Origin of the sequence: Stenotrophomonas sp. LM091, from assembly GCF_001806305.1 — a bacterium.
Lineage (GTDB): Bacteria > Pseudomonadota > Gammaproteobacteria > Xanthomonadales > Xanthomonadaceae > Stenotrophomonas > Stenotrophomonas bentonitica_A.
Window position 1 is genome coordinate 4,196,289 of record NZ_CP017483.1, and the last position, 17,915, is coordinate 4,214,203.

General features: G+C 65.4%; 17 protein-coding genes. All 17 read right to left on the minus strand.

Going from position 1 to position 17,915, the window contains the following annotated elements; all coding sequences use genetic code 11:
* Window positions 1-3 precede the first annotated feature (3 nt).
* The 17 genes from BIZ42_RS18645 to BIZ42_RS18725 all read right to left on the minus strand — a co-directional run bounded on the left by BIZ42_RS18645 (window position 4) and on the right by BIZ42_RS18725 (window position 17,889).
* On the minus strand, window positions 4-1,383 hold the full coding sequence (locus tag BIZ42_RS18645; RefSeq protein WP_019184801.1) for a FliI/YscN family ATPase: 1,380 nt from the start codon (window positions 1,381-1,383) through the stop codon (window positions 4-6).
* The gene (locus BIZ42_RS18650; protein WP_046274284.1) at window positions 1,380-2,015 is read right to left on the minus strand and encodes a FliH/SctL family protein; all 636 of its coding nucleotides are present in this window, start codon (window positions 2,013-2,015) and stop codon (window positions 1,380-1,382) included. Before BIZ42_RS18650 ends, BIZ42_RS18645 begins: the two co-directional genes overlap by 4 nt.
* Window positions 2,012-2,998, minus strand: coding sequence for a flagellar motor switch protein FliG (fliG, locus tag BIZ42_RS18655; RefSeq protein ID WP_026070041.1), 987 nt, complete (start codon window positions 2,996-2,998; stop codon window positions 2,012-2,014). The genes BIZ42_RS18650 and fliG overlap by 4 nt, the downstream gene beginning before the upstream one ends.
* A gap of 13 nt (window positions 2,999-3,011) precedes the next feature.
* The gene (gene fliF / locus BIZ42_RS18660; protein WP_019184798.1) at window positions 3,012-4,652 is read right to left on the minus strand and encodes a flagellar basal-body MS-ring/collar protein FliF; all 1,641 of its coding nucleotides are present in this window, start codon (window positions 4,650-4,652) and stop codon (window positions 3,012-3,014) included.
* A gap of 12 nt (window positions 4,653-4,664) precedes the next feature.
* Window positions 4,665-5,027, minus strand: coding sequence for a flagellar hook-basal body complex protein FliE (gene fliE / locus BIZ42_RS18665; protein WP_070427326.1), 363 nt, complete (start codon window positions 5,025-5,027; stop codon window positions 4,665-4,667).
* 798 nt (window positions 5,028-5,825) lie between these two features.
* Window positions 5,826-6,338: an SUKH-4 family immunity protein gene (locus tag BIZ42_RS18670; protein WP_070427327.1), complete on the minus strand. Its 513-nt coding sequence runs from the start codon at window positions 6,336-6,338 to the stop codon at window positions 5,826-5,828.
* 198 nt (window positions 6,339-6,536) lie between these two features.
* A complete protein-coding gene (locus tag BIZ42_RS18675; RefSeq protein ID WP_070427328.1) occupies window positions 6,537-8,033 on the minus strand; it encodes a sigma-54 dependent transcriptional regulator in 1,497 nt (498 codons plus the stop codon).
* Window positions 8,030-8,407: a response regulator transcription factor gene (locus BIZ42_RS18680; RefSeq protein WP_026070040.1), complete on the minus strand. Its 378-nt coding sequence runs from the start codon at window positions 8,405-8,407 to the stop codon at window positions 8,030-8,032. Before BIZ42_RS18680 ends, BIZ42_RS18675 begins: the two co-directional genes overlap by 4 nt.
* A gap of 14 nt (window positions 8,408-8,421) precedes the next feature.
* Window positions 8,422-9,834, minus strand: coding sequence for an RNA polymerase factor sigma-54 (gene rpoN, locus BIZ42_RS18685; protein WP_070427329.1), 1,413 nt, complete (start codon window positions 9,832-9,834; stop codon window positions 8,422-8,424).
* A 263-nt stretch (window positions 9,835-10,097) separates the two neighbouring features.
* Window positions 10,098-10,730: a response regulator transcription factor gene (locus BIZ42_RS18690; protein WP_026070039.1), complete on the minus strand. Its 633-nt coding sequence runs from the start codon at window positions 10,728-10,730 to the stop codon at window positions 10,098-10,100.
* An 87-nt stretch (window positions 10,731-10,817) separates the two neighbouring features.
* The gene (locus BIZ42_RS18695; RefSeq protein ID WP_019184792.1) at window positions 10,818-11,399 is read right to left on the minus strand and encodes a PilZ domain-containing protein; all 582 of its coding nucleotides are present in this window, start codon (window positions 11,397-11,399) and stop codon (window positions 10,818-10,820) included.
* Window positions 11,396-11,692, minus strand: coding sequence for a hypothetical protein (locus tag BIZ42_RS18700; protein WP_070427330.1), 297 nt, complete (start codon window positions 11,690-11,692; stop codon window positions 11,396-11,398). The genes BIZ42_RS18695 and BIZ42_RS18700 overlap by 4 nt, the downstream gene beginning before the upstream one ends.
* Window positions 11,689-12,105, minus strand: a complete 417-nt coding sequence (fliS, locus tag BIZ42_RS18705) for a flagellar export chaperone FliS (protein WP_070427331.1) — start codon at window positions 12,103-12,105, stop codon at window positions 11,689-11,691. Before fliS ends, BIZ42_RS18700 begins: the two co-directional genes overlap by 4 nt.
* A 128-nt stretch (window positions 12,106-12,233) precedes the next feature.
* Window positions 12,234-13,616 (minus strand): flagellar filament capping protein FliD, encoded by a 1,383-nt coding sequence (gene fliD / locus BIZ42_RS18710; protein ID WP_070427332.1) that lies wholly within the window; start codon window positions 13,614-13,616, stop codon window positions 12,234-12,236.
* A 454-nt stretch (window positions 13,617-14,070) separates the two neighbouring features.
* Window positions 14,071-15,294: a flagellin gene (locus BIZ42_RS18715; protein WP_070427333.1), complete on the minus strand. Its 1,224-nt coding sequence runs from the start codon at window positions 15,292-15,294 to the stop codon at window positions 14,071-14,073.
* A gap of 81 nt (window positions 15,295-15,375) precedes the next feature.
* On the minus strand, window positions 15,376-16,593 hold the full coding sequence (locus BIZ42_RS18720) for a flagellin (RefSeq protein WP_070427334.1): 1,218 nt from the start codon (window positions 16,591-16,593) through the stop codon (window positions 15,376-15,378).
* 72 nt (window positions 16,594-16,665) lie between these two features.
* Entirely contained in the window at window positions 16,666-17,889 is a 1,224-nt protein-coding gene (locus BIZ42_RS18725) for a flagellin (protein WP_070427335.1), read from the minus strand.
* Window positions 17,890-17,915 lie beyond the last annotated feature (26 nt).

Here is a 17,915-nt window from a genome sequence, read left to right on the forward strand (position 1 = left end):
GGCTTAAGTCTCTGGTTCCACCAGCCGCTTGAGGGCGGCCTGACTGTGCGGCAGGTCGGCGGCCTTGCCGACGTCCTGGCCGAGGAATTCAACGATGTCCGACCAGCGCTCCAGCGCTTCGTCGGTGGCCGGGTCATTACCGCGCTGGTAGGCGCCGATCGCGATCAGGTCGCGGTTGGACGAGTACGCCGACACCAGCCGTTTGAGCTTGCGGATGCGCAGGCGCCACGGTTCGTCGGCGATTTCCGTGACCACGCGGCTGACCGAGGACTCCACGTCGATGGCCGGGTACAGCCCGCTGTCGGCGACCCGGCGCGAGAGCAGGATGTGGCCGTCGAGAATGGCGCGTGCGGCATCGGCGATCGGATCCTGCGGATCATCGCCTTCGGTCAGCACGGTGTAGAACGCGGTGATCGAGCCGCGGCCCTTGGCGCCGTTACCGGCACGTTCGACCAGGGCGGGCAGCTTGGCGAACACCGACGGTGGGTAGCCGCGGGTGGTGGGGGGCTCACCCACGGACAGGCCGATCTCACGCTGGGCCTGGGCGAAGCGGGTCAGCGAATCCATCAGCAGCAGGACGTTCAGGCCCTGGTCGCGGAACCACTCGGCGATCGCGGTGGCGCGGTAGGCGCCGTGCAGGCGGGCCAGCGGCGGACGGTCGGCCGGGCTGGCGACCACCACGGCGCGGCGCAGGCCCTCTTCGCCCAGCGTGCTTTCCACGAAATCGCGCACTTCGCGCCCACGTTCACCGATCAGGCCGACCACGATGACGTCGGCCGCGGTGTAGCGGGTCATCATGCCCAGCAGTGTCGATTTGCCGACACCGGAGCCGGCGAACAGGCCCACACGCTGGCCGCGCCCGATCGGCAGCAGCGCGTTGATCGCACGCACGCCCACGTCCAGTGGCTGGGTGATCGGCTCGCGCGCGAGCGGGTTGATCGAGACGCCGGCCATGCCGACGGTGCCTTCGGCGCGGATCGGGCCCTTGCCATCCAGAGGCACCCCGTCGCTGTCGATCACGCGGCCGAGCAGGCCTTCGCCCACTTCCACGCCGCCGCGGCCGAGCGAGGGCACGACCCGCGCGTTGGGCAGCAGGCCGTGCAGTTCGGCGCTGGGCATCAGGTAGGTGCGTTCACCGGCGAAGCCGACGACTTCGGCATCGACCCAGCCGCCATCGGCAACTTCCACCTTGCAGCTGGCACCCATCGGTGCCTCGCAGCCGACCGCTTCCAGGGTCAGGCCGACCGCGCGGCGCAGCACGCCCTCGCGGATCAGGCCACGGCCGTGCGCGGTATCCGGGCGGATGTTGTCCAGCCGCGAGGCCAGCCGCAGGTTGCGGGCGGCGGTCCAGTCGGCGGGCGGGGGCAGGGTCTCGGTGTTCATGGGGTGGTTCCGGCTTTGCGGATGACCGCATCCAGTGCGCCGCGCAGGCGTGCATCCAGCGTGCCGTCGATGCGTACGGCTTCGGCGTGTACGCGCAGGTCGCCGCGGCTCAGGCTCAGGTCCGGGGTGAGGCGTTGGTTCGGGGCCAGGTTGAGCACCGGGGCCAGCGCGGCGATGTCGTCCGGGTGCAGGCGCACTTCCACATCGCGGCTCGCGCCGCCGACGGCATCCACCGCTTCGTTGACCAGCTGCGCCAGCAGTTCCGGCTCGGCTTCATAGGCCCGCCCAACCAGGTTGCCGGCCACGCGCACTGCCAGCTCGCCCAGCGCGGCGACCACTTCGTTCTCCAGCCGCACCAGCGGCCGGCTGAAGTTGTCCAGGATGCCTTCGATCTGTGCGATCAGGCGGCGCACCTCGGCCTGGCCCTGGGCCAGCCCTTCGGCGTGGCCCTGATCGAAGCCGTCCTTCTCGGCACTGTCCTGGATCGCCTGGATCTCTTCCAGGGTGGGCAACTGCAGCAGCGGCTCCGGCTCGTGGTCCGGATCGGGTTCGGTGAGCTCGAACTGTTCTTCCGGTGGCGGCTCGGGCACCGCGAGCAGGTCCGGGGCAAGCCAGCGCACGGCATTGTTCACAGCATGGCCTCCGCGTTGCCACCAATGGTGACCGTGCCTTCATCGGCCATGCGCTTGACGATGGCCAGGATCTCGCGCTGCGCCACTTCCACATCCGACAGGCGCACCGGGCCCCGGGCTTCCATGTCTTCAAGCAGGATTTCAGCGGCACGCTGGGACATGTTGCGGGTGATCTTGTCGCGCACCTTGATGTCGGCGCCGCGCAGGGCCAGGCCGAGGCGCTCGCCGCTGACTTCGCGCAGCACCAGCTGCAGTTCGCGGTCGTCCAGGTCCACCAGATCGTCGAACACGAACATCAGGTCCTGGATGCGGCCGCTCAGCGGTGCATCGATGCGGGCGATCTCGCCCAGGATCGCCTGGTCCTGCCCGCTGTCCATGAAGTTCAGGATGTTGGCCGCACACTGCACGCCGCCCACGTTGGACGACTTCAGGTTCTGGTTGCCGGCGAACTGGCGTTCCATGATCTCGTTGAGTTCATTGAGGGCGTTCGGCGGAATGCCGTCCAGCGTGGCGATACGCAGCAGCACGTCCACCCGGGTGCGCTCGGGCAGCAGCTTGAGCGCGTCGGCGGCCTGGTCGGTTTCCAGGTGGGCCATCACGATGGCGATGATCTGCGGGTGCTCATTGCGGACCAGGTCTGCGACGGCACGCGGATCCATCCACTTCAGCGCGTCCAGGCCGGTGGTGTTGCGACCCAGCAGGATGCGGTCGATCAGGCTGCCGGCCTTTTCGGTACCCAGCGCCTGCACCAGCATGTTGCGGATGTAGTCGTCCGAGCCCACGCCCAGCGAGGTCTTGGAGCCCAGCTCGCTGCCGAACTGGTCCATGACCCGCTCGACCTGTTCGCGGGTGATGTCGGTCATGGTCGCCATGGCGATGCCGATCTTCTGGACTTCCTTGGGCTCCATGTGGCGCAGCACTTCGGCCGCGTCCAGTTCACCCAGCGAGAGCAGCAGGACGGCGGCGCGCTGCACGCCGGTCAGCGGGGGAGGTGCATCAATCATTGGCCACCCAGCCCTTGACCACCTGGGCCACGCGCTTGGAATCGGTCTTTACAGCTTCACGCGCCATGCGCAGTCGTTCCTCGTAGGAGTCCACCGGCAATGCCAGCGGTTCATGTCCGGCCGCGTGCAGGCGTTCGCTGCCGATCGCGGGCAGGCCCTCGCCGTCATCGACCAGCTGCACATCGGCACTGTGGGGTTCCAGCGCGTCGTCCTTGGGCTTGGTCTGCCCGGTGATCGAGCGCAGCGCCGGGCGCAGCACGCCGAACACCAGGGCCAGCACCACGATCGCGCCGAGCAGCAGACGCAGTGCGTCCTGTACCTGCGGCAGCTCCCACCACTTCGGCCCTTCGACCGGGGTGACCTCACGCACGAACGGGGCATTCATCACCGAGACCGTGTCGCCACGCTCGGCATCGAAGCCGACCGCCTGCTTGACCAGCGCTTCAACGCGGGTCAGTTCGGCCGCGGAGAGGGCCTGGTCGGTCATCTTGCCGTTGGCACCGGCGCGCGGCACGTTGTCCACCAGCACCGCCACCGACACGCGCTTGATGCGACCGGCCGGTTGGCGGGTGTGCTGCAGAGTGCGGTCCAGCTCGTAGTTGCGGGTGGCGTTCTTGGAGGTTTCCGTCGGTGCCTGCGCGGTGGCCGGGGCGGCCGCCGGGCCGGGCGGGGTGTTGCTGGCGGCGCCGGGCACGCCCTGTGGGCCGGGCACGTTGCTGCTGTTTTCGCTCATCTGCTCGCTGCGCAGCTTCTGCGGCTCGCCGTTGTAAAGCTCACGGGCTTCTTCGATCACCGAAAAATCCATGTCCACGCTGACTTCCGGATTGACCCGGCCCGGGCCGGTCATCGGCTCGAGCAGCTCGCGGATGCGCTGGTTGAACGAGGTTTCCTGGCGGCGCACCTGTTCGAACTGGGCGGCATTCATGGCCGCTTCGCTGTTCGGGTCGGAGACGCTGAGCATGCGCCCGCTCTGGTCAACGACGGTAACGCGCTCGGGCGCCAGGTCCGGGATGCTGGCGGCGACCATGTGCACGATCGCATCGATCTGGCCGCGTTCGAGCTGCTGGCCACCGCGCAGTTCCAGAACCACCGAGGCACTGGCCACGTCACGCTGGCGGGTGAAGGCGCTGGGCTTGGGGATGGCCAGGTGCACGCGCGAATCACGGACCGGGCGCAGCGTATTGATGGTGCGCGACAGCTCGGTTTCCAGCGAGTGCTGGTAGCGCGCGTTTTCCATGAACTGGCTGACGCCGAAGCCCGGGTCGCGCTCCATCAGCTCAAAGCCGAGGCGGCCGCTGTCGGTCAGGCCGGAGCCGGCCAGCTTCAGGCGCGCATCGTGCAGGTTCTTTTCCGGCACGGTGATGCCGCCGGTGGCGGGATCCAGCTGGAACGGAATCTGTGCCGCGCGCAGCAGGTCGGTGGCCTCGGCCGTGGCCTTCTGGTCCAGCCCGGTGTACAGCGGCACCATGCCCGGCTTCTGCGACCAGAAGAACACGAACAGGCCTGCCGCCACGGCCACGGCGATCATCGCCATCAGGCCAAGCCGACGGGTGATCTGCAGGCTTTGCAGCCGGTCGAACCACTGCCCAGCCTTTTCGGTGTTCAGCGATTCTTTGGAGAGCGACAGGGCCATGCGTTTCTATCCTTACAGCGGCATGTTCATCACGTCCTGGTAAGCCTGGACGAGACGGTTGCGGACTTCCACGGTGGCGCGGAAGGCGATCTGGGACTGCTGCGAGGCGACCATGACCTTGGCCAGGTCCGCACCGGGTTCACCCAGTTCGAAGGCCTTGGCCAGGGCGCCGGATTTCTGTTGCGCATCGTTGACGCCGGCGATGGCGCCGCGCAGCGTTTCGGTGAAGCTCGGGCCCTGGATCTCCTGGGGGGACACCAGACCCTGGATGGCATTGCTGCGCGGCAGCTCCGTCAGCGGGCTGACGGCGGGCTGCCCCATCTGGGTCTGGAAGGTGCGGATCTGAGAAAGGATCGAGGTGACGGAGTGCGACATCTGGAACGTTCCGAAGCAGGGGTGGGTTACACCGGGAGACGTTGCAAGTGCCGTGCCGAAACCGGGTTTCGATTCAGTGTCGTGAGGATTGTTGTTGTGCTGGCAGGGCTGCGCCCTGCACCTGCCGAGGCCACGTCAACGTCAACGTCAAAAGCTGGTCTGCTGAGGGTTGGCGGGGTGGGTCCGCTTGAGGGGGGCGCCGTAAACCCGTCCATGGGGGCTTGGTCGCGGAATCCATGCCGCTCACACCCCCTCAACCGGACCCCACCCCGCCTTCGACAGTTGGCCGCGATCTGTTGAAAGCTGCAGCTGGTGGAGCTGGTGCTTGGGGGCTGCTGATGGTGGGTGCCGACCGTTGGTCGGCACGGGCTCTGACCCCCTGGGAGGCGTCATTTAACCGGCGTCGGTTTTCCGGCCTGGGGCTGCAGGGTCCAGCGGTCGGAATTCTGGCGATGGCAAATGCAAAGGGGGCGGATCCCTTTACATCGGAAAGGGCTCCGACCCCTCCGGGATCGCGCGGGGTTGAAGCCCTCCGGGAGGGGGGCAGACCCCGATGTCTGCGGTTCAACCGGGCCCGCACTGAGCATGGATTCCAGTATTTCCAGCATGGAGCTTTCAAAGGTCTCGCTCATCGCGTTCCTCGGTGGAAATCGCGACCCTTGAGGCTATTGCGCGCCGGGGCGAAGCGCATTGGGGACAGTTGCAAATCCCACAAACACCAACGCCCGGGCAAGCCCAGGCGTTGGTCCTCCCCTCCACGCCGGCAGCATGACCGGGAAAGCTTGTCTGAGCCTGTCGCTACCAAGGATAGCTGAGATCGATCCCGAGCGACCGGTGTAGTTCAACCTTCTCGGAAGACAGAGGAAAGAACCCCTCTGACAGCTCGTAAAGGCAGGTGGGCCAGAAGTTGTTCTCGTCGGCCATTGATGTGGTATCGCACTTGCGGAACGCTGCCTCAAGCTGCACGAGCGTGGACTCCTCAACGTCACCACTGGCGTTCAACACGGTCCGGATTGCTGTCATGAACGCCTGATGGAAGGCTGCGAAGCGCCGTAGATCTGAATTGCAGTACTGGGGCACTGCTTCGGAATCGATGCGGAGAACTCCGACTGAGCCATCTTTGAGGTCGACGAAGAAAAGCCCGGCCAACACGTGTCCGAAGATCGCCAGCATGCAATCGTCCATCTCGCATCGCTGCAGACGCGAATGGAACTTCGTGTTGTTGTAGGCATACGGCTCAAGGCGATCAGATAGCCGCTGCATTTCGAGCAGCAGGGGGGATTGATCGATCTCCTCCTGGCTGATCGGCATGAAGTCCAGCGTTGGCGGACGGTTTGAGTTCTCCATATAAGGAAGGCTACCGTGAAATTTCGCCGGTGCCATTAGGAGAAGTTGCAAACGCAGCTCGGCGGCTGGATCCCTATCCACGCACGGCGTGGATCTACTGACTGGGATCGCGTGGGGTCAGAGCCCTCCCTCCGGGAGGGATCCGACCCCGGTGTACTGCGCTCAGCCGGCCAGTTCGGTCTGGTCGCGTTCGATCCCGTATTTGCGCAGCTTTTCCACCAGGGTGGTGCGGCGCAGGCCGAGCAGCTGGGCGGCATGGGCGACGACGCCCTGGGTGCGCTCCAGCGCTTCGTTGATCAGGTTCAGCTCGATGTTGGCCATGTGGTTGCGCAGATCCAGGCCGTCATCGGGCAGGGCCGGGGCGCGGGCGACCGGGCCGGTGCCGTTGTCCGTGGCCGTGCTGCCCGGTGCACCCGGGGTGTGGAAGGAGAAGCTGCGCAGGTCCAGCCGCTCATCGGCCTGGGCCGGCGCTGCTGCCGCGGGCACGGGTGCGGCGGCCGCGAAGTCGCCGCGATAGCGGGCCGGCAGATCCTGCACGCGCACGTTGCCGCTGGGGTGCAGCACGGCCAGGCGTTCCACCAGGTTGGTCAGCTCGCGCACATTGCCCGGCCATTCGTAGGCGGCCAGCGCCTGCAGGGCTTCGCCGGTGAAACGCACTTCACCACGGCCGGTACGGGCCAGCTGCCCGGCAATGGTGGTCACCAGCGCCGGCAGGTCTTCGCTGCGCTCGCGCAGTGCGGGCACATCGATGGGGAACACGTTGAGGCGATAGAACAGATCCTCGCGGAACTTGCCGTCGGCGATGCGCGATTCCAGGTCGCGATGGGTCGCGGCGATCACGCGCACGTTGCAGCGGATGGTCTGGTTGCCACCCACGCGCTCGAAGCTGCGCTCCTGCAGCACGCGCAGCAGCTTGACCTGCATCGGCAGGCTCATGTCGCCGATTTCATCGAGCAGCAGGGTGCCACCTTCGGCCATTTCGAAACGGCCCTTGCGTGCGCTCAGCGCGCCGGTGAAGGCGCCCTTTTCGTGACCGAACAGCTCGCTTTCCAGCAGATCCGGCGGAATCGCGCCGCAGTTGATCGCCACGAACGGACCATCGCGACGCGGCGAGCGCTGGTGGATGGAGCGCGAGACCACTTCCTTGCCGGTGCCCGATTCACCCAGCACCAGCACGGTGGTGTCGAACGCGGCCACCTGCTCGATCATCCGGCGCAGCTGGGTGACCGCCGCGCCTTCACCGGTCGGCCCCTGTTCCTGCACGGCGCCGGCCTGGTGCTCGGCATCCAGGCGCTTGAGGCTGGCGCGACGCAGCAGGCCTTCCATCTGTGCATGGCGCAGCGGCGCTTCCAGCGGCCACACATTGGCTTCGTGCAGGCCGTACTGCTGGGCGAAAGCGGTGGTGTCGCCGTCGATCAGCATGACCGGCGGCGGCAGCGCGCCCTTGCCCAGCCAGGCAAACAGTGCATCGCTGCGCTCGGAACCGTCCAGGCCACCGATGATCGCGGCCATCCAGTCGTTGGGGCGGTGGCGGGTGATGTCGAAATCGTTGGCGTCGGCCACCCAGCGCGGGTTGAAGTCCATGAACTCCAGCAGGGCGACGGTGCGCTCGGCGCGGACGGCGTCGTTGTCCAGTACCAGGATGCGGGATTCGCTCATGATCCGTTCCCCTTCAGGCCTTCCAGGATCGGCATCACTTCCTGGATGTAGGACAGCTTGCTGACGAAGTTGTCGGCACCGGCGCGAAGGGCATGCTCGCGGTGTTCGGCGTCATCGAAGTGGCTGGCGATGACGATGTAGGGCGCGTCATCCTGCGATTTGATCAGGCGGGTGGCCTGCAGGCCGCCCATCTCCGGCATGGCCAGGTCCATCAGCACCACCTTCGGGCGCAGCGACTCGGAGCGTTCGATCGCTTCCAGGCCATTGGCGGCGCTGCCGATCACATCGAGCCAGTCGACCTTGCGGAAGTGGCGCATGGCGGCGTTGATGAAACCTTCGTGGTCGTCGACCAGCAGGACGGTGAGCTTGTTCATGTCTTCCATTTCCTTCAGCCCACCCGGGCCAGGAGGTGCGGGGTGCTGGCATGGCTGCGGCGGCGTTCGCGCGCCGGGGCGATGTCCAGTTGTTCGCGGTATTTTGCAACGGTACGGCGGGCGATGTTCACCCCTTGGCGCGAGAGCAGGCCGGCGATCGCTTCGTCGGCCAGCGGCCGGGCGGCCGGTTCGGACTCGATCAGGCGGCGCACCATCGCTTTCACGGCCTGGCCGGAGACACTGGCGCCTTCCAGGCGCACCGCGAAGAAGTGCTTCAGTTCCAGCGTGCCACGCGGGGTCTGCAGGTACTTGCCGGTGGTGATGCGCGAGACGGTGGACTCGTGCATGCCGATTTCGTCGGCCACTTCCTTCAGCGTGAGCGGTGCCATCGCTTCTTCGCCACGGGTCAGGAAGCCGGCCTGGCGCTCGATGATCACCCGCGCGGTGCGCAGCAGCGTGTCGTAGCGCATCGACAGGCCGCGGGTCAGCCAGCGGGCCTCCTGCATCATGTCGCGCAGCGGCTGTGCGGCGTCGCTGGTCTCGGCCAGCGCCTGCTCGTACTGCGGGTTGATGCTGAGGCGGCGGCTGGTGGCCGGGTTGAGCGCGACGCGCCACTGGCCATCGGCGTGCCAGGCGACCACGTCCGGGATCACCACCCCGTTGCTGTCCGGCAGCAGGCTCTCACCCGGGCGCGGCTGCAGCGAGAGGATCAGGCGGACGGCTTCATGGATGTCGGCGACTTCGGCATCCAGCTGCTTGGCCAGCGCCGGGTAGTCGTGTGCGGCCAGCGCGGCCAGGCCATCGTCGAGCACCCGCTGGGCGAGGTGGCGGGCCGGCACGCGGCCGGGCAGGCAGCGCAGCTGCACGCTCAGGCATTCATGCAGGTCCTGGGCGGCCAGGCCGACCGGATCGCCGTGCAGGATCTGCTGGCGCACCGCTTCCACGCCGGCCGCATCCACATCGCAGCGCGCACTGGCCAGCAGGGTCAGCTGGGCGAGCGGGGCATCCAGATAGCCGGCGTCGTCGCAGTGCTCCAGCCAGAAACCGGCCACGGCCAGCTCGCGGGCATCCATTTCCATCGCCAGGCGCTGCAGGGCGCGCAGCTGCGGATCAGACGACTCACCGGCCGCCACGCGCTGCATGCGGTCATCGTCGCCGTCCTGCCAGCCGGCACCGGGCACGTCCCACAGGGAGGATTCCGGCAGTTCATCGAAGGCGGCCACGTCCTCGGTGGTGCTGGCCGGATCGGTGTCGGCAGCGACCGGTTCCGGCGCCTCTTCCAGTTCCAGCAGCGGGTTGGTCTCCAACGCGCGGCGGATTTCCAGTTCCAGCTGCATGCCATCCAGCTGCAGCAGACGGATGGACTGCAGGAGCTGAGGGGTGAGGTGAAGCTGCTGACCCATCTGGGTCGACATGGAGGCTTTCAAGGTGGTTCCCCGTTCGCACCGACTCCCCGGTGCGTTATGGAACACATCTTGCTTGTGTTCCCGTACACCGGGAATCAGGGGGTTCCTGAGTCGGGTCGTCAAATGCCTGACAGCGTGTAGGGGATATCCCGACATCGGCGCGGTATTTTGACGGGCGTTGGCGCGCAGGCCTTGTCTTTCTGTGCCCAGCCTGCCGGCCGGGCTTCAAAAATCCGTCACCCTGCGTCGCGGGGAAGCCGTGTGTGCCGGAGAACCGGCGCTGATCACTCCAGCTCGTGCTGGTGCCGGGCAGCGAGCAGCACCAGGTCATTGGCGCGGCGGCAGCCCAGCGATTCCATCATCCGGGCGCGATGGGTTTCCACCGTCTTGACGCTGATGCCCAGGTCCGCGGCGATTTCCTTGTTGCTCTCGCCCTTGCCGATACGGCGCAGGATCTCGCGCTGCCGTGGCGACAGGGCTGCAACCCCGACCGGTTTTTCCCTGCCCAGCATGGGGGCGAGCATCTTGGCCGAGATCTGCGGGCTCAGGAACACCTGGCCGGCATGCGCGGCGCGCAACGCCAGTTCCAGTTCCTGCGGCGCGGCATCCTTGACCACGAAGCCGACCGCGCCACGATCCAGCGCATCGCGAACGTGCACGGCATCGTCGTGCATGGTCATCATCACCACGCGCGAGCCGGGCGTCCGCAGGAGAATGTCGCTCAGGGCCTCCAGCCCGGTACGGCCGGGCAGGGACAGGTCCATCAGGACGACATCCGGGGAATGCTGCACGCTCAGCTGCAGCGCCTGCTCGGCGTTGCTGGCCTCGGCGATGACCTCGACGTCGGCAAAGCCCTGCAGCAGACGGCTGAGGCCGGCACGGACCAGGGTGTGATCATCGACGATGAGAACGCGCACAGGCTGCTTGGGGAGCGGGGAGGCCGTCACCTTAACGGAGTGAAGGCCTACCGCCAAGCCGAATGCGTCACAGTCGGAGCCGTACGGTCAACGCAGGCGACGTGCTTCTGCGATCTGGCGACGGTGCAGCCGGAACAGATGCCGCTCCAGGGCCATCTCCAGCGCATCGCTGAGCCCTTCGAAACGCAGCCACAGATAGTGCGCGCCGGAGCCATTGGCCGCTTCGGCCACGATCACCACGGGCAGGTCGATATGGTCGGGCAGCCAATCGCAGGGCTGCAGGCGGATGACGCCCATGCTGCCCGGCGCGGCGCCGCTGCGGCTGCCCTGTTCCAGGCGGATGCCACGGCGTGACCAGCGCAGGGGGCGCAGTGGCAGGTCCTGCGCACTCTGCCGTACCAGGCGGCCCAGCAGCACCATGACCAGATCGAGCTTGGCTTCCAGGCGCTGCACCTGCAGGGTGGCATCGCTGCGGTCGTCATGCCCGTCATCGCCGCGGGCATCCTCCACCAGCGCCACGCTGCGCAGCAGCGTCTCGGCCGTGCCGGGGCGGATCACTGCGCTGCCGATGCGGAACTCGGCCGGCAGCGCCACTTCGCAGCTCAGCGTCTCATCGAACAGCTCGCTTTCGGCCGGGTGATGGATGGCGCTGGTGCGAAGCTCGTTCATGACAGGGATTCTGCCGTCAGGTACGCCTGCGCGGCGCGAAGGGACTGGTGCCCACTATGGATGTGGCGGCTGGCCTCTTCGCGCTGCCGCATCATGAACAGCATGATGCGCTGCTGGCGTGCCTGCAGTGAGGACAGCCCCGGCACGTCGGACAGGGCTGAAGGACCGGCCAGATAATTGCGCTGGGCGGCATCGAGCGCATCCAGCTGCAGCCCGGCCTCATCGAAATTCTCGTCGTGCAACGCCGTTTCCAGCGCGTCGAGCCGGGCGTTCAGCGCGCCGAGCGAACTCATGGCGCGGCCTGCGCCGTGTGGCGCTGTTGCTGCGGAATGGCGTTCCAGGCCGAGTCGATCTCGCCCAGCAGTTCGAGGGCCTCGGTCAGCGCAGCCGGGTCGTTGTGCAGGTTGGCTTCGGTCAACCGGTGCATCACGTAGTCGTACAGCGAGGACAGGTTGCCGGCGATCTCGCCCCCGGCCTCATGGTCCAGCGACCCGTTGAGGTGGCCCACGATGGCGCAGACCTCGCCGATCGCCTTGCCCTTGCGCGCCTGGTCGCCACGTTCCAGGCAGGCCAAGGCCAGTCGCAGGCGCTCGCAGGCACCAGCGAGCAGCAGCGCCACCAGCTTGTGCGGGTCGGCATCGGTAACCGAACTCTGCACGCCGACCTTGCGGTACTGCTCGGTGAATTGACGGTTGGAACCGTACATCAATCATGTCTCCTTCATGCGGGGCCGCGAAGTTCGCGACATCGTCGGCACCGGGTGGAGCCTGCGAGGTGTCCTGCCAGTGATATCGGCAGCGGGCCGGTTCAACTTGAGTCCGCTGCCGCGATCGATCAACCGCTGAGCTGCGAGAGCTGCGAGGTAAGGCTGGACATTGTCTGGCTCATCTTGCTCATCAGCGCATCGAGCGCGAGGAACTGCTTTTTGTAACGTTCGGATACGCCTTCCATGCGGACATCGAGCGCCTTGCGGCGCTTGTCGATGTCCGTCAGCGTATTGTTGATGCTCTTGGTGCGCGAGACGAAGGCGCCTTCCTTGCCGACGGTGGTGCTGACGTAGCCATCCACCATCGCAAACAGCTTTGCCGCCGCCCCGTCATCACCGGTGAAGGCCTCGCGCACGGCACCGCCCTGATTGACCAGGGCCGCGTCGAACTTGGCGGTATCCAGCACCAGGCTGCCATCGGCATTGGGATAGGCACGGGTCTGCAGGCCGATCTTCTTCGGGTCCAGGCCGGCGGCCGAGAGGTCCTTGAGAATGCCGCCCATCATGCTGCGCAGCTGGCTGGAGGCGCCGCGCATCTGCGCATCGCCGGTCAGCGAAGAGGGCTCCTTGTTCTCGATGTCATACTTGGTCGCGGTGTTGATCGCCGCGATGGCGCCGTTGTACGCGGTCACGAAGTCCTGCATCACCTTGCGCGCCGCGGCGACGTCGGTGGTGATGGTGACGGTGCTTTCGCCGGTCTTCTTGAGGTTCAGCGTCACGCCCGGCACCACGTCGGTGACGGTGTTTTCGCTGCTGGTGACCTCCACGCCGTCGATCAGCAGCCTGGCGTCCGCGGCGGAGGTCCGCTCGGACAGGCTGTTGGCCAGAGCGGTGAGCTTGGCATTGGAGGGGTCGGCGGTCAGCTTGATTGCATTGGCCGTACCGGACTTCTCCTGGGAGATCGACAGGAACTGGTTGTCGCCCGAGGAAATCAGCGTGGCCTGGACGCCAGAGGCGCGCCCCGCCTTTTCGATCTTGGTGCGGATCGAGCTGAGGGTGTCGTCTGCTTCGACGTTGATGTTCAGCGTCTTCTGCTTGTCGCCCACGCCCACGGTGAGCGTCAGGGTTCCGGCGCCAAACGTATCCGTCTTCGGGAGCGAGGTGTCGGCAATCCACTTGTTGGCCGTGGCGAGTTCCTTCACGTCAATGGCGTGGGAACCGGCGGCCGCCGCATTCGTGCCGCTGACCGTCAATATCTCGTCTGTACCGGATTTGCTCGCCGAGAAGGTACGTGCATCGAACGCCGTATTGGCCTTCAGCGCTTTCAATGCCGTGTTCAGGGTGTCGAACGCGGATTTGACCGTGCCGATCGCCGAGAGCTGCATCTTGGCCTTGGACTGCTGCAGGTTCAGTGCGTTGTCCGCCGGCTTGCGATCCGCCGCCACCAGGCTGCTGACCATGCCGGAAATGTCCAGTCCTGAACCGATGCCGCCGTAACCGAAGTCCGCCACGTTGTATCTCCTGTTTATAGCCGCTGCCGTGAAGTCGCAGGGCGATGCCATCAACGAAAGTAGCGGCCGTAGCCGCCGGGTCTTTAGAACCACGTTGATGCAGGAGTTGTGCCAGCCAGGGCAAGGGCGGGTTTGGCACGCCGGTTGCAGGAACCCTGGTGCGGGGGCGGCGGTTCGCGCCTCTGATAGGTGGTCTGTAAAAAACCCTCCTCCAATGCAGAGGAGGGGTCAGGCTACTGAAAAGCGGGGGGAGACGAAGCCACCCGGGGTGTTCAGTCAAACAAACAGCGCTGATAACAGTTCTGCCGCAGGGGCGGGCCATGGCCACGATGATGTGGCGACCGGGAGAGAGTCCCGTCCCATGGCCATGGCCCGTTCCTGCGCGTGCATTGCGATGCCTCGGGTTGCCCGCGCCGCCGGCCGAAGCCGGCGGCGGGGACGATGCAGGCGTGGATCAGCGCAGCAGGCTGAGCACGTTCTGCGGCACCTGGTTGGCCTGGGCCAGCATGGCCGTACCGGCCTGCTGCAGGATCTGGGTGCGGGTCAGTTCTGCGGTTTCCTTGGCGAAATCCGTGTCCTTGATGCGGCTGCGCGACGCGGACAGGTTTTCGGTCGAGGTCTGCAGGTTGGCCACCACCGAGGTGAAGCGGTTCTGGATGGCGCCGAGGTCTGCGCGGGTGTTGTTGATGGAGCTGAGCGCGCTGTCGACGATCTCCAGCGCCTGCTGTGCACCAACGACAGTGCCGATGTCGAGGTTGGAGAGATGGGAAGCCGCGCTGCCTTCAGTCAACTGCGTGGTCTTATCGTCATCAGCGGTCACACCGGAGACTTTCAAATCCGCGACGACGATGTCCGCCTTCACCGCAGTGAGGGTGACTTTGCCCGGGTCAACGGTTCCGTCCGCCTTGGTCGCGGCAGCAGCATGCACGCCGGTCTCACCGATCTTTGCGTTGATTGCGGTTGAGATGGCCTTGACGGCATTCTCTGTTGTGGTCGCCAATGCTGCTGCCACTGCCACAGTATCCGTGTCATCCGCGGCAGTAACCACATCAAACTTGATCTCACCGAGTGCGATTGCCCCGATCTTGGCGTCAGCGATCTTGCCCGAGGCGAGCGATGCATCTCCTGTCAGATCAATGCTGCCTGCAGTCGCAAAAGTAGTGGAGCCGAGCGAGCTTGCTTTCGCATCGACGACCTTATCGATTGCAATGGCCTGGCCTGCGTTTGCACCGACCTGGAACAGCTGACTGGAGAAAGAGCCGTCCAGTAGTTTGGTGCCATTGAACTCCGACTGCTTGGCCACACGGTCAATTTCACTGACAAGCTGGGTGACTTCGGCCTGCAGTGCCTTGCGATCGCTGGCGGAGTTGGTGGCGTTGGACGACTGGACAGCCAGTTCACGGACGCGCTGCAGATTGTTGCCGATTTCGCTCAGCGAGCCTTCGGCGACCTGGGCCAGCGAGATGCCGTCGTTGGCATTACGGATGGCCACGTCGGTACCGCGGATCTGGGTGCCGAAACGCTCGGAGATCGCCAGGCCAGCGGCGTCGTCCTTGGCGCTGTTGATGCGCGAACCCGACGATAGGCGCTGGATGGTGGTGGCCAGGGAGCTGCCGCTGGTGCTCAGGTTACGCTGAGCATTCAACGACATCGTGTTGGTGTTGATGACTTGTGCCATGGTGGTTTCCTTTGGCGGTGGATCGTGAATCGATCGTTACACCTGCGCCGAATCTCTCGGCGCAGGTGTTTGGAGTGCGGCTTAGCGCAGCAGGCTGAGCACGTTCTGCGGCACCTGGTTAGCCTGGGCCAGCATGGCCGTACCGGCCTGCTGCAGGATCTGGGTGCGGGTCAGCTCTGCGGTTTCCTTGGCGAAATCCGTGTCCTTGATGCGGCTACGCGACGCGGACAGGTTTTCGGTCGAGGTCTGCAGGTTGGCCACCACCGAGGTGAAGCGGTTCTGGATGGCGCCGAGGTCCGCACGGGTGTTGTTGATCGATTCCAGCGCCTTATCAACGACCTCCAGAGCGCGCTGGGCACCGACTACCGTGCCGATGTTGAGGGTCGAGAGGGTTGAGCTATTGTCAGTCTCCTCGCCGATTTGAACTGCCGTAAGGCCAGTCATCGCCGCCGGGACGTTGACTTTTGCTTTTGCAATGCCGGCGTCGTCCAAATCAGCTTTCACGGAGCTGAGAGTGATCTTCCCTGCATCGACAACGTCATCGGTAACTGACTGGGCGGCATGGACGCCGGTCTCACCAATCTTCGAGTTAATGGCAGAGACAACAGCATTGAGAGCATTCTGGACAGTGGCCGCCTGAGCCGCGTCGTCGTCTACACCGATGCCCTGTTCGAATTCAATGGTGCCTAGGCTGATGCCGCCGATATCAAGACCTTCCAGCTTACCGGAGGTCAGGTCCATATCTGCCGCGAAGGCTAGCGTGCCATCGGAGGAAAACGCCGCGCTCCCAAGCGAGTCAGTCTTCGCATTCACCACCTTGTCGATGGCAATAGCCTGACCTGCATTTGCGCCCACTTGGAACAACTGGCTGGAGAACGAACCATCCAGCAACTTGGTGCCGTTGAAGTCGGACTGCTTCGCAACGCGATCAATCTCGCTGACCAGCTGGGTGACTTCGGCTTGCAGAGCCTTACGGTCGCTGGAAGAGTTGGTGGCATTGGACGACTGGACCGACAGCTCGCGGATACGCTGCAGGTTGTTGCCGATTTCGCTGAGCGAACCTTCGGCAACCTGGGCCAGCGAGATGCCGTCGTTTGCATTGCGGATGGCCACATCGGTGCCCCGGATCTGGGTGCCGAAACGCTCGGAGATCGCCAGGCCAGCGGCGTCGTCCTTGGCGCTGTTGATGCGCGAACCCGACGACAGGCGCTGGATCGTGGTGGCCAGGGAGCTGCCGCTGGTGCTCAGGTTACGCTGAGCATTCAACGACATCGTGTTCGTGTTGATGACTTGTGCCATGAGGAAGGGTCCTTGAGCAGTTGCACGTGAGTTGGGTTAGCCGCTCCTGACGTGCTTCAGGAGCGTCGCATGTCAGCGCTGCAACAGGCTGAGCACGTTCTGGGGAACCTGGTTGGCCTGAGCCAGCATGGCGGTGCCGGCCTGCTGCAGGATCTGGGTACGGGTCAGTTCCGCGGTTTCCTTGGCGAAATCGGTGTCGCGGATGCGGCTGCGCGAGGCCGACAGGTTTTCCGAGGAGGTCTGCAGGTTCGCAACGACCGAGGTGAAGCGGTTCTGGATGGCGCCCAGATCGGCGCGAACGCTGTTGACCGATTCCAGTGCCTTGTCGACGATCTCCAGGGCCTGCTGTGCACCTGCAACGGTGTCGATCTTGATGTCAGAGACATGCGACGGACCGCCACCCGCGGCAGGCGTGTTCAAGGCGACGGGAGGCGTCCCGGCGGAAGTAACGGCCACGTCGGTCACCTTGTTGTCTGCCTTGATCGAGGTCAGGGTAATGACGCCAGGAGTGGCAACACCCGCCGCGTTGGTCTCTTGTGCAGCATGCAGACCGGTTTCACTCAACTTGCCGTTGATGGCCGCCATCATTGCCTTGGTGGCGTTTTCCTGATTCTTTGTCGCGGTCGCCGCTTGTTCCGCCGTGGTACCGGCGGGGACGGTGTAGTCGAACTCGACATCGCCGATACTGATTTCACCCACCATCACGCCTCCGATCTTGCCCGCTGCAGCGGTAACTGCTGCAGCGTTGAGCGTGATGCTGCCGGCGTCGACGAAGGTGGTGGCGCCCAGTGAGGTCGCCTTCGCATCCACCACGCTGTTGATCGCAATCGCCTGACCCGCATTCGCACCCACCTGGAACAGCTGGCTGGTGAAACTGCCATCCAGCAGCTTGGTGCCGTTGAAGTCGGACTGCTTGGCGACGCGGTCGATTTCGCTGACCAGCTGGGTCACTTCGGCCTGCAGCGCCTTGCGGTCGCTGGTGGAATTGGTTGCGTTGGAGGCCTGTACAGCCAGCTCGCGGATGCGCTGCAGGTTGTTACCGACTTCGCTCAGCGCGCCTTCGGCGACCTGGGCCAGCGAGATGCCGTCGTTCGCATTGCGGATCGCGACATCGGTGCCGCGGATCTGGGTGCCGAAGCGCTCGGAAATCGCCAGGCCGGCGGCGTCGTCTTTTGCGCTGTTGATGCGCAGGCCCGACGACAGGCGCTGGATGGTGGTAGCGAGCGAGCTGCCGCTGGTGCTCAGGTTGCGCTGAGCGTTGAGCGACATCGTGTTGGTGTTGATTACCTGTGCCATGGGTCGTCTCCCTTATTGGAATCCCG